Annotated in this window: 12 protein-coding genes and 2 tRNA genes; 4 read left to right on the top strand and 10 right to left on the bottom strand. The window is 66.3% G+C overall.

Annotation, left to right across the window (positions count from 1 at the left end; translation table 11 throughout):
- Positions 1-17 precede the first annotated feature (17 nt).
- Positions 18-929: a bifunctional NUDIX hydrolase/histidine phosphatase family protein gene (locus ACIGKQ_RS01770; RefSeq protein ID WP_235722611.1), complete on the top strand. Its 912-nt coding sequence runs from the start codon at positions 18-20 to the stop codon at positions 927-929.
- An 88-nt stretch (positions 930-1,017) separates the two neighbouring features.
- Here ACIGKQ_RS01770 and ACIGKQ_RS01775 read toward each other — a convergent pair whose 3' ends face one another.
- From ACIGKQ_RS01775 to leuC, 3 genes are all read right to left on the bottom strand, one after another.
- Positions 1,018-1,608, bottom strand: coding sequence for an HU family DNA-binding protein (locus ACIGKQ_RS01775; RefSeq protein WP_235722610.1), 591 nt, complete (start codon positions 1,606-1,608; stop codon positions 1,018-1,020).
- A gap of 173 nt (positions 1,609-1,781) precedes the next feature.
- Positions 1,782-2,375 carry a 3-isopropylmalate dehydratase small subunit gene (gene leuD / locus ACIGKQ_RS01780; protein ID WP_235722609.1) on the bottom strand — a complete coding sequence of 198 codons (594 nt, stop codon included), beginning with the start codon at positions 2,373-2,375 and terminating at the stop codon, positions 1,782-1,784.
- Positions 2,376-2,417: 42 nt separating this feature from the next.
- A complete protein-coding gene (gene leuC / locus ACIGKQ_RS01785) occupies positions 2,418-3,854 on the bottom strand; it encodes a 3-isopropylmalate dehydratase large subunit (protein ID WP_235722607.1) in 1,437 nt (478 codons plus the stop codon).
- Between the two features lie 58 nt (positions 3,855-3,912).
- On the opposite strand from leuC, the gene ACIGKQ_RS01790 reads away from it, so the two are divergent.
- Both ACIGKQ_RS01790 and ACIGKQ_RS01795 read left to right on the top strand, forming a co-directional pair.
- Entirely contained in the window at positions 3,913-4,650 is a 738-nt protein-coding gene (locus ACIGKQ_RS01790) for an IclR family transcriptional regulator (RefSeq protein WP_235722605.1), read from the top strand.
- 34 nt (positions 4,651-4,684) lie between these two features.
- On the top strand, positions 4,685-5,188 hold the full coding sequence (locus tag ACIGKQ_RS01795; RefSeq protein WP_235722604.1) for a PPOX class F420-dependent oxidoreductase: 504 nt from the start codon (positions 4,685-4,687) through the stop codon (positions 5,186-5,188).
- A gap of 57 nt (positions 5,189-5,245) precedes the next feature.
- Here ACIGKQ_RS01795 and ACIGKQ_RS01800 read toward each other — a convergent pair.
- From ACIGKQ_RS01800 to ACIGKQ_RS01820, 5 genes are all read right to left on the bottom strand, one after another.
- Positions 5,246-5,318 (bottom strand) — tRNA-Glu (locus ACIGKQ_RS01800).
- A gap of 68 nt (positions 5,319-5,386) precedes the next feature.
- Positions 5,387-5,458, bottom strand: a tRNA-Gln gene (locus ACIGKQ_RS01805).
- Between the two features lie 99 nt (positions 5,459-5,557).
- Positions 5,558-7,033 (bottom strand): glutamate--tRNA ligase, encoded by a 1,476-nt coding sequence (gene gltX / locus ACIGKQ_RS01810; protein ID WP_396572080.1) that lies wholly within the window; start codon positions 7,031-7,033, stop codon positions 5,558-5,560.
- A 23-nt stretch (positions 7,034-7,056) separates the two neighbouring features.
- On the bottom strand, positions 7,057-7,878 hold the full coding sequence (locus ACIGKQ_RS01815; RefSeq protein WP_266061690.1) for an alpha/beta fold hydrolase: 822 nt from the start codon (positions 7,876-7,878) through the stop codon (positions 7,057-7,059).
- Complete coding sequence (locus tag ACIGKQ_RS01820; protein ID WP_235722599.1) at positions 7,875-8,648, bottom strand: fumarylacetoacetate hydrolase family protein; 774 nt, start codon at positions 8,646-8,648, stop codon at positions 7,875-7,877. Before ACIGKQ_RS01820 ends, ACIGKQ_RS01815 begins: the two co-directional genes overlap by 4 nt.
- A gap of 111 nt (positions 8,649-8,759) precedes the next feature.
- On the opposite strand from ACIGKQ_RS01820, the gene ACIGKQ_RS01825 reads away from it, so the two are divergent.
- Positions 8,760-9,992, top strand: a complete 1,233-nt coding sequence (locus ACIGKQ_RS01825) for an MFS transporter (RefSeq protein WP_396572083.1) — start codon at positions 8,760-8,762, stop codon at positions 9,990-9,992.
- Here the strand turns inward: ACIGKQ_RS01825 and ACIGKQ_RS01830 are convergent.
- On the bottom strand, positions 9,949-10,950 hold the full coding sequence (locus tag ACIGKQ_RS01830; protein WP_396572084.1) for a DUF1648 domain-containing protein: 1,002 nt from the start codon (positions 10,948-10,950) through the stop codon (positions 9,949-9,951). The two genes, ACIGKQ_RS01825 and ACIGKQ_RS01830, sit on opposite strands and share 44 nt — an antisense overlap.
- On the bottom strand, positions 10,947-11,300 hold the full coding sequence (locus ACIGKQ_RS01835) for a GntR family transcriptional regulator (protein WP_235722594.1): 354 nt from the start codon (positions 11,298-11,300) through the stop codon (positions 10,947-10,949). The genes ACIGKQ_RS01830 and ACIGKQ_RS01835 overlap by 4 nt, the downstream gene beginning before the upstream one ends.
- Between the last annotated feature and the right edge of the window lie 21 nt (positions 11,301-11,321).

Raw genomic sequence — 11,321 nt, forward strand, 5'->3', positions numbered from 1 at the left:
ACCTAGGATTCTCTTCGATGTCCAAGACAACGAAGACGGTGTGGGCCGCGGGTGCCGTGCTGTGGCGCCCGACCCGCGACGGCGTGGAGATCTGCCTCGTCCACCGACCGCGCTATGACGACTGGACCCTTCCCAAGGGCAAGATCGACGACGGGGAGACACTGGTCTCCACCGCGGTCCGCGAGATCCGCGAGGAGACCGGACAGTTGAGCCGGCTGGGTCGTCATCTGATGGATGTCGGCTACCAGATCCCCAGCGGGTACAAACGCGTGCGCTATTGGTCCGCCCGCGCGCTGGGCGGTGACTTCACCGCGAATCACGAGGTCGATGACCTGCGCTGGCTCGACCCGGCCGCCGCGGCCGGGCTGCTCAGCTACGGGCTGGACCGGAAGGTACTCAAGGAGTTCGAACGCCTCCCGGCCGACGTGCACACCCTGCTGCTGGTGCGTCACGCGCGCGCCGGCCGTCGTTCGCGGTACAAGGGCGACGACCGATTGCGCCCGCTGGACAAATTCGGTCGAGCCCAGGCACGTGACCTGTCGACGTTGCTGGACGCCTTCGGCGCCGAACGTCTGCACTCGGCCGACCGCGTGCGCTGCGAGCAGACCTTGGCTCCTGCGGCCGAGAAGTTGGGTGTGGCGATCGTGCCGGAGACCGCGCTGTCCGAGGAGGCCTACCGCGCCAACTCCGACGCCGCTCATCGCCGCATACGGGAGATCGCGACCGACACATCGGCGATCCACGCGGTGTGCAGCCAGGGGAAGGTGATTCCGCCGCTGATGCAGTGGTGGGCCCATGAGGATGACCTGACCTTGCCCGTCAAGCGCAACAGAAAAGGCAGTGTGTGGGTGCTGTCGACGTCGAATGGCCGACTGCTCGCCGCCGACCACATCGACAGTCCGCTACCGCACACCGACCGCCAGGGCTGATCCACACGCACTGATCGGTCACACGCTTCGGCCCCCGACGAGGGAAGGACGTCGAGGGCCGAGGCGAGCAGATGAAAGTACCGGCGCCTCAGCGGCGGCCGGTGGTCTTCTTGGCTGCGGTCTTCTTGGCTGCGGTCTTCTTGGCCGGAGCCTTCTTGGCCGCGGTCTTCTTGGCCGGAGCCTTCTTGGCCGCGGTCTTCTTGGCCGGAGCCTTCTTGGCCGCAGTCTTCTTCGCCGGCGCCGCCTTCTTGGCCGGTGCTGCCTTCTTGGCTGCGGTCTTCGTGGCCGGAGCCTTCTTCGCCGCGGTCTTCTTCGCCGCGGTCTTCTTGGCTGCGGTCTTCTTCGCCGGCGCCGCCGTTGCACTGCCCCGCTTCACCGCGGGACCGCTGGCGGACAGCTTCTGCTTGCCCGCCACGACCGCCTTGAACTGCGCTCCCGGACGGAACGCGGGAACCGAAGTGGCACGCACCTTCACGGTCTCGCCGGTGCGCGGGTTACGCGCCACACGAGGAGCGCGCTTGCGCTTCTCGAAGACACCGAACCCGGTGATCGTCACGCTCTCGCCCTTGTTCACGGCGCGCACGATCGTGTCCACCACGAGCTCGACAGCGGCCGTCGCAGTCTTGCGATCCGCATCGAGCTTCTTCGTCAGCTCATCAATGAGCTCTGCTTTGTTCATTGAAACCTCCGCAAGCTGTTCTGACCCATCGGTAGGCCAGCTAACTCCACACGGTAAACGTCGAATTCGAAAACGTCCATCTTCCACGCCAATTAACCAGGCATGTTGCGAAATCGAAAGCAGCGATCAGATTCCGGGGACAGGCCAGAACAACCCGTAGACGAGGTTCTCGGTCAGCTGTGCAGCGTCACCGGCTTGAACGACGGCCGCTGTTTTTCGAACTCAGAAATCACCTCTACCTGGCGTAACGTCAATCCGATGTCGTCGAGACCCTCCATCAGACGCCACCTGGTGTAGTCATCAATTGCCAACGGCACCACGAGGTCTCCGGCGGTCACGGTCCGATCGGCAAGACTGACCGTCAGTTCCAGCCCCGGCTGCTCCTCGAGGCGCTTCCAGATGAGTTCGACGTCGGATTGCTCGACCTCGGCGGCCACCAGTCCCGCTTTTCCGGCGTTGCCACGGAAGATGTCGGCGAAGCGCGACGAGATGACCACTCGAAAGCCGAAGTCCGACAGCGCCCAGACCGCGTGTTCCCGCGACGACCCGGTACCGAAGTCCGGACCGGCGACCAGTACCGACCCCTGGCTCCACGGTTCGTTGTTCAGAATGAAATCCGGGTCGGCGCGCCACCCGGCGAACAACCCGTCCTCAAAGCCGGTGCGGGTCACTCGCTTCAGATAGACCGCCGGAATGATCTGGTCGGTGTCGACATTGCTGCGGCGCAGCGGCACGCCGATCCCGGTGTGGGTGATGAATGGTTCCATGATGTGTTCCGATCCTGTGCGTGTGGTGACGAGGGGCGAGGGTCAGCCGAGATCCGCGGGGGCCGACAGCGTTCCCCGGATGGCGGTGGCGGCCGCGACCGCCGGCGAGACCAGGTGGGTGCGGCCACCCTTGCCCTGCCGCCCTTCGAAGTTCCGGTTCGACGTCGACGCGCACCGCTCACCTGGAGCGAGCTGGTCGGGGTTCATGCCCAGACACATCGAGCATCCCGCCTGACGCCACTCGGCGCCGGCTGCGACGAAGATCTCACCGAGCCCTTCATCTTCGGCCTGCGCACGCACCCGCATCGAGCCCGGCACGATCAGCATGCGCATCCCGTCGGCGATGCTGCGCCCCTTCAGGATGTCGGCCACCGCCCGCAGGTCTTCGATCCGCCCGTTGGTACACGATCCGACGAACACGGTGTCCACCTTCACATCGCGAAGCGGCGTTCCGGGCTCCAGGTCCATGTATTCCAACGCTCGTCGGGCCGCGACGGCGTCATTCTCGTCGACGATCTCGGCGGGGTCGGGCACCCGAGCCCCGAGTGGCGCACCCTGGCCCGGGTTGGTTCCCCACGTGACGAACGGCGTCAGCGCAGAGGCATCGATGTGAACCTCGGCGTCGAACTCGGCATCGGGATCGGTTCGCAGACTGTCCCAGTAGGTCACCGCGGCGTCCCAGTCCGCTCCCGTCGGAGCATGGGGGCGCCCCTTGAGGAAGTCGTAGGTCACCTGATCCGGCGCGATCATCCCGGCCCGGGCGCCCGCCTCGATCGACATGTTGCAGATGGTCATCCGGGCTTCCATCGACAACTTCTCGATGGCCGCTCCGCGGTATTCGAGGATGTACCCCTGGCCGCCGCCGGTCCCGATCTTGGCGATCACCGCAAGAATGAGGTCCTTGCTGGTGACACCCGCCGGCAGCTCGCCGTCGACGGTGATCGCCATCGTCTTGAACGGGCGCAAGGACAATGTCTGCGTGGCCAACACGTGTTCGACCTCGGAGGTTCCGATGCCCATGGCGATCGATCCGAACGCACCATGTGTGGAGGTGTGACTGTCACCGCACACCACCGTCATCCCAGGCTGGGTCAACCCGAGCTGCGGGCCCACCACGTGCACGATGCCCTGCTCGGCATCGCCCATGGGATGCAGGCGAATCCCGAACTCCTCGCAATTGTGGCGCAGCGTCTCGACCTGAGTGCGTGACACCTCGTCGGCGATCGGCTTGAAGATGTCGACCGTCGGAACGTTGTGATCCTCGGTGGCGATGGTCAGATCCGGTCGGCGCACGGGACGCTCGGCGAGCCGGAGGCCGTCGAAAGCCTGCGGGCTTGTTACCTCGTGCACGAGATGGAGGTCGATGTAGATCAGGTCGGGATTACGATTCCCGGCACCATCGGTGTCGCCGCGTGCGACGACGTGGTCGTCCCACACTTTTTCGGCAAGAGTACGCGGCGCGTTGGGGCTGGAGCTCATGGCACTACTCGCATCTGTCGGGGGTGCATCTCATTATCTGGGACGCTAGTATCGTCCTATGGGAAAGGATAGCGCATCGCCGACGACGAGCGGAATCGGCGTGCTCGACAAATCTGTGGTGGTACTCCACGCGATCGCCGAGGCTCCGTGCAATCTGACCGAGTTGTGCGACCGCACCGGATTGCCGCGGGCGACGGCGCACCGACTCGCAGTCGGGTTGGAAACCCATCGCCTCCTGGCGCGCAACTCCTCGGGCCGCTGGTATCCCGGTCCCGCGCTGGCGGAACTGGCCGCCGCCTCCTCGCACGACCCGGTCCGCGAGGCGGCCCTGATGGTACTGCCGCGACTGCGGGAGATCACCGGCGAATCTGTTCAGGTCTACCGTCGCGAGGGCGCCGAACGAGTGTGCATCGCTGCCATGGAACCGCCGACCGGGCTACGCGACACCGTCCCGGTGGGTACCCGATTCCCGATGAGCGCCGGATCGGCCGCCAAGGTCCTGCTCGCCTGGACCGACTCGAGCACCCAACGCGCCCTGGTACACGACAGCGTCTTCAGCGAGCGGGCACTGCACGAGATACGACGCCGCGGCTGGGCGCAGAGCGCCGGTGAACGTGCGGCCGGGGTGGCCAGTGTGTCCGCGCCGGTCCGCGACGCCACCGGAGACGTGGTCGCGGCCATCTCGGTTTCCGGGCCGATCGACCGCATGGGGCGACGCCCCGGAGCACGCTGGGCAGCCGATCTGCTCGCCGCCGCCGACGCGATCCACAAACGGCTGCAACCGACCCGCACCTGACCCGCCGGCACCCGCGGTCGGTTAGCGTCACTGCATGGGAGTCAATCAACGCAGCCAGATCGTCATGTCCGACGCCGAGATCGAGACCTTCGTCGCCAACAGCCGCACCGCGACGCTGGCGACCACGGGTCCCGATGGCGGCATCCATCTCGTGGCCATGTGGTACGGCGTGGTCAACGGCGAGATCTGGTTCGAGACGAAGGCCAAATCGCAGAAGGCGGTCAACCTGCGCCGCAACAGTCGCTGCACCGTGATGATCGAAGACGGGGACACCTACGACACCCTGCGCGGGGTGTCCTTCGAGGGGAGCGCCGAGATCCTCGACGACCCGGACTCGTGCCTGCGCGTCGGCATCAGCGTCTGGGAGCGATACACCGGGCCGTACACCGACGAGATGCGGCCCTTCGTCGACCAGATGATGCACAAGCGGGTGGCCGTGCGCCTGATCCCGGCAAAGGTGCGATCGTGGGATCACCGCAAGCTCGGCCTCGACCCGATGCCCGTCGCGGGCAGCACCGCCCCATCGGCCGACGACTGACGCCCCGCACACCGAAGAAGGCGCCTCCTCCGAAATCGGAGGAGGCGCCTTCCTGTGTAGCCCCGACGGGATTCGAACCCGCGCTACCGCCTTGAGAGGGCGGCGTCCTAGGCCGCTAGACGACGGGGCCATGGACACGCTATTCAGTTGGAACCATCAGGATATTGCCTCGGTCAGAGATCGTATCCCAACAGCTCGCTGGGGTACCAGGACTCGAACCTAGAATGGCTGAACCAGAATCAGCTGTGTTGCCAATTACACCATACCCCAAGGTTTTCCCTTCTCCGATTCGGCGTCCCGGCCGGAAAAGAACCGAGGAGAAGATTACCAAAGGTATCCCCCTAGACCACAAATCGGCAGGTCAAACCCCTATTTTGCGATCATCTCGCGGGCCGCGCCCAGCCGCGCGAGGCTCTTGTCACGACCGAGCAGCTCCATCGACTCGTACAGCGGGGGGCTCACCTGCGACCCCGTGACAGCCACCCGCACCGGCCCGAACGCCTTGCGGGGTTTGAGCCCCAACTCATCGACGAGGGCCGTTGTGAGCGCCTCCTCGATCGCCGACGCCGTCCAACCGTCCACCGCACCCAGCGCCGCCGACGCGGCATCGAGCACCGGTCCCGCATCGCCTCCGAGGTTCTTGGCCGCCGATTTCTCGTCGATCACGAAATCGGCGTCGGAGAGATAGAGGAACGACATCAGCGGCCATGCGTCGCCGAGCACCTGGATGCGGGTCTGCACGAGTTCGGCCAGGGCGGCGAAGGCGCTGTCGTCGACCGACTCGGCGAGCTTGCCGGTCTCGACGAGATAGCGCCGCAGGCGAGCGGTGAAGTCGGCCGGGTCCAGCCGCCGGATGTGTTCGGCGTTGATCGCGTCGGCCTTCTTCTGGTCGAACCGGGCCGGATTCGAGTTCACCTGGCGCACATCGAAAGCCGCGACCATCTCGTCGAGGGTGAAAATGTCGTTGTCACCGGAGAAGCCCCACCCGAGCAATGCCAGATAGTTCAGCAGACCCTCCGGGATGAATCCACGATCCCGATGGTGGAACAGATTCGACTCCGGGTCGCGTTTGGAGAGCTTTTTGTTGCCCTCCCCCATCACGAACGGGAGGTGCCCGAATTCCGGCACCCGGTCGGCGATCCCCACCCTGATGAGCGCGTCGTACAGGGCGATCTGCCGTGGGGTCGAGGAGAAGAGATCCTCCCCACGCAGCACATGGGTGATCTTCATCATCGCGTCGTCGACGGGATTCACCAACGTGTACAGCGGGTCACCACTCGCACGGGTCAACGCGAAGTCCGGGACCGTGCCCGCCTTGATCGTGGTGGTACCCCGAACGAGATCGTCCCAGGTAATGTCATGGTCCGGCATACGCAGTCGCACAACAGCTTTGCGTCCTTCTGCACGAAAATCCGCACGCTGCTGATCAGTCAGCTCACGATCGAAATTGTCGTAGCCGAGCTTGGGGTCCCGTCCCGCGGCGCGGTGCCGCGCCTCGACCTCCTCCGGAGTGGAGAATGCCTCATAGGCCTCCCCAGCCTCGAGCAGCCGAGCCACCACGTCGAGATGGAGGCCACGTCGCTCCGACTGCCGATAGGGCCCGTAGGGACCTCCCACCTCGGGCCCCTCGTCCCAGTCGAGGCCCAGCCAGCGCAACGCGTCGAGGATCGCCTCGTAGGACTCCTGGGTGTCGCGCGCCGCGTCGGTGTCCTCGATCCGGAAGACGAAGGTGCCCTTGTCGTGGCGCGCCTGCGCGAAGTTGAACAGCGCCGTCCGGGCGAGCCCCACGTGGGGGGTACCGGTCGGGGACGGACAGAAGCGAACGCGCACATCGGAACCACTCATGGTGGTCAGCGTATCGAACCGGCTCAGCGATGGGTTCCGAGGAACTCGATCAGCAGCCGGTTCACCTCGGCGGGCTGTTCGAGGTATCCGAAATGGCCGGCCTTCGCGATCTCCTCGTAACGCGCCCCGGGGATGGCGTCGGCGACCTCGCGGGCAAGTTTCGGCGGGAGCGTGCGATCGTCGGCGAATCCGATCACCAAGGCGGGACGCGCGATGGCTCGGTACGCGGCAAGCCGATCCGACTCGCGATCGTGCAGTCCCAGCTGCGCCCGGACACCGGCGGTGACGGTCTGCGGCGAGAATCCGATCACATCGAGCCAGTCCTTGGCCGTCCGGTCGTCGTCGAGTGTGTGCGGGGAGAGGTTGAGGTGTGCGGTGATCGCCGCCGCATACTCCGGCGGCAACGTGATCTTGTTGTCGTAGAGCGCCCGCTCCCCCGCCGAGATCGCCTGCTGGAGCGGAGTGTTGCGACCGTAGGTGGCGATCATCACCGCGGCCTTCACGATGTCGGGTCGCGCCAGGGCCAACTCCTGGGTGATGCGCGCACCGAGCGAGGTTCCGACCACCAGCGCCGGACCGGCCGCGAGATGTTCGATCAACGCGGCGGTGTCGGCGACCATGTCGTCGGCGGTGAAGCCCTCGACGCACTCCGAGGACGGCGAGATGCCACGGTTGTCGAAGGTGACCACCCGATACCCGGCCTTGACCAGCGCAGGCTGCTGGTGGGCCTGCCAGACCCGGCCCGGGCTGCCGGTTCCCATCACCATCACCACCAGCGGCCCGCTACCGACATCCTCGTAGGCGAGCTCGATCCCGTTGACGCGCGCGATGTTCGGCCCCTTCACGGTTTGTCCACCACCGGGTTGGACAGCGTGCCGATCCCCTCAACGGTGACCGCCACGCGCTGGCCCGCAACCATCGGGCCGACGCCCTCGGGGGTGCCGGTCAGGATCACATCACCTGGTAGCAGGGTCATGATCCGCGAGATCCACTCGATGATCTCACCGACGCCGTGGAGCATCAGCGAGGTCCGCGAGCGTTGTTTGACCTCCCCGTCGAGTTCGGTGGTCACCTCGACATCGTTCGGGTCGAACTGGGTCTCGATCCAGGGACCGAGCGGACAGAAGCTGTCATAACCCTTGCCACGGGTCCACTGGCCGTCTGCCTGCTGCTGATCACGGGCGGTGACGTCGTTGGCCACGGTATAGCCCAGGATCACCTCCGCGGCCTTGGCCGCTGCGACGTCCTTGCAGGGCTGCCCGATGACGACCGCCAGTTCCCCCTCGTAGTCGACCCGCTCGGAGTTCGGCGGACGCACGATCGGAACCTCCGGACCGATGATCGAGGTGTTCGGCTTGATGAAGATCACCGGATCGGCCGGTTGCTCACCCCCCATCTCGGTGACATGTGCGGCGTAGTTCTTACCGATGCAGATCACCTTGGAGGCCAGGATCGGCGCGAGCAGACGGACGTCGGCCAGCGCCCACGATCGTCCGGTGAACGACGGTGTGCCGAACGGATGCTCCGCGATCTCACGCGCCCGAGGGCCGTCCTCGGCGTCCTCGATGGCGACAAAGGCGACCCCGTCCGGGCTGGCTACTCGACCTAAACGCATGGCACGACACTATCGCACCGCCTTTTCTCAGCACTCGGGACGCGGGTTGGACCAGCCCACGCCTCGTTTTACAATGTGGACGTTGTGTTTCACATATTGAGATGGAGTGACATGGACCGCGTCGCCGAAACCCCTGTGCGGACGCAGCCGACGATGACCGCGGCGCGCCGATGGACGATGCTGTGCTGCGCATTGGTCGCCGCGATGACCACCACCTGCGCGGTCAGCGGCGTTGCGTATCTCATCCCGGCCCTGCACACCGAGCACGGCATGTCGCTCGCTGCGGGCTCGGTGCTGGCCACGGTGCCCACGGTGGGCCTGATGCTGCTGTTCATCCCGTGGGGCGCACTGTTGGACCGATACGGTGAGCGCCGCGTCCTGACCATCTCACTGTGCATCACCCTGGCCGGCACCATCGCCGCCGTGGTCATCTCCGCCGTCGACGCCCCGTTGTGGGCCTTGGGCGCAGCACTGTTCGTCGGCGGATTGGGCTCCGGGGCAGCCAACGGCGCCAGCGGTCGAATCGTGGTGGGCTGGTTCCCGGCTCGACAACGCGGCACCGCGATGGGGGTACGTCAGATGGCACAGCCGCTCGGCATCGCGGTGTGCGCGCTCACCATGCCGCTGACCGCGCAGGCACTCGGCGTCACCGCGGCCCTGGCGGTTCCGATGGTGGTGACCGGACTCGGACTCATCGCATGCGTCGTCGGGATCGTGGATCCACCATCGCCGCCGCGACGCCCCGCCGACGTGACGGAGTCGAGCACTGGTCGAAATCCCTATCGAACCAGCGGATTCCTGGCCCGAGTCCACGGTGTGAGCGTGCTGCTGGTGATTCCGCAGGCCATGATGTGGACCTTCGTGCCCACCTGGTTGATCGTCGCGCATCAGTGGCCGCCGGCCGCGGCGGGCGTCCTGGTGACCGTGACACAGGTGATCGGCGCCATCGGCCGCATCGTGGCCGGACGGGTGTCGGACGCGTGGGGCTCGCGCATGCGTCCGATCCGGTTGATCGCCCTGATCGCCGCCCTGGCAACGATGGCGCTGGCACTGACCGACTGGTTGGGGAGTCCCGTCGCACCACTGGTGATGGTGATCGCCTCGATCGCCTCGGTCGCCGACAACGGCTTGGCTTTCACCGCCATCGCCGAATACGCCGGCCCGTCATGGAGCGGGCGCGGTCTGGCGATTCAGAACACCGCCCAGTACCTGGCCACCTCGGCGAGTACCCCCATACTCGGCGCATTGATCGCCGCGTCCGGCTTCCCGATCGCCTTCGCGCTGACCGCCGTGACACCACTCATCGCCATTCCCCTCGTCCCGCGGGATCGACAAATCGATTGATCAGCCCTGCGGCGGTGCGAGCGTCGTCCACCACGACTACGTGGCGTGCTCCACCGCGCCGGAGGATCAGCAGCGCGTCTCCGGACCGGAGCACGAAACCCTTGGCCCCCTTCAGATCCCCATGCATCGCCACGCGATAGCCGTAGCCGCCGAAATCACGCAGTGCCCGAACCTGCACGTACTCGGCGTGATCGATCTCCGCCATCGGAATCACGGTGCGCGGCCAGCCGAGTCGGCCGCGGACCGCCACCGCGCGACGGTCGACCGTCACCCGGACACTCCACATCGCGACAGACACGACGAGTACCCCGACCGCGATGAGGATGACGGGCCATGAGCGCACCAGCAGTGCCACCGAGATCAGGATCATCAAGGCGATGGCGATGATCGCCGTCGCCACGCCGGACGTGGTCGCGACCCGTGTCCACAGTGCCCGCTCGCCGGGGGCGAGCGCGACGTCGGGCCGTTCGCCGACATCTGGCGGTTGCTCCGTCGACGTCCACTTCGGCACGAGCGCAGCCGTTCCCGCGCCCGCCGCGAGTCCCAGGAGCCAGCCGGCCGGCAGCTGCCACGTCGGGGTGGCGGCGTCACCGGCATCCGCGAGACCGCGCTGCGACCCGGTCGCCAAGACGATGATGGCGATCGTCGACACTGCAACGCCCACAACGATTCCGAGCGTGAGACGAAAGGCGGTGCGATCGCGCAGCAGCACCGACAGTGCACCGAGGACGGCACCGAGGATCCCCACGAAGGCCAGCAAGGCAACCACCACCGGAACGCTGGTGAAACCGTCGGCGCCACCGCCACCCCAGTGCGTGGCCACCGGATCGGGTAGGCCGTCGGCCCATGCTGCCACGAGCAGGGACCCCACGACTCCGGCGATCATCGACGGAAGCACACCGAGCGCCCCGATCAACCACCTGTTCATGCTGTCCCCCTGTTCGTCCGGTCCACTCACAGCGTCCACCTCCCGTGGATCTCGGCGGCCGTCGCGTCGGCCGACATGCCCAGTCGCCGCGCCACCCGGATCAGACCCTCCACCGCATCGGCGAGTTCGGCACGCCCGGCGGCCGCGTGTGTCACCACCGCCCCCCGCCCTCGACGAAGTTCGACGACCCCGTCGTCGCGGAGCAACTGATAGGCGCGCAATACGGTGTGCAGATTGATGTCGAGCGACGCGGCCAGATCGCGTGCGGCCGGGAGCCGCTCACCACCTCCGATCTCCTCGCGTGCGATCGAGCCGCGAAGTGACGAGGCGATCTGTTCGTACAGCGGCACGCGCGAAGACGGGTCGATGCGGATCAACACGTGCTGATCATATAGTTCTAT

Origin of the sequence: Gordonia sp. NPDC062954 (genome assembly GCF_044543825.1) — a bacterium.
GTDB lineage: Bacteria > Actinomycetota > Actinomycetes > Mycobacteriales > Mycobacteriaceae > Gordonia > Gordonia tangerina.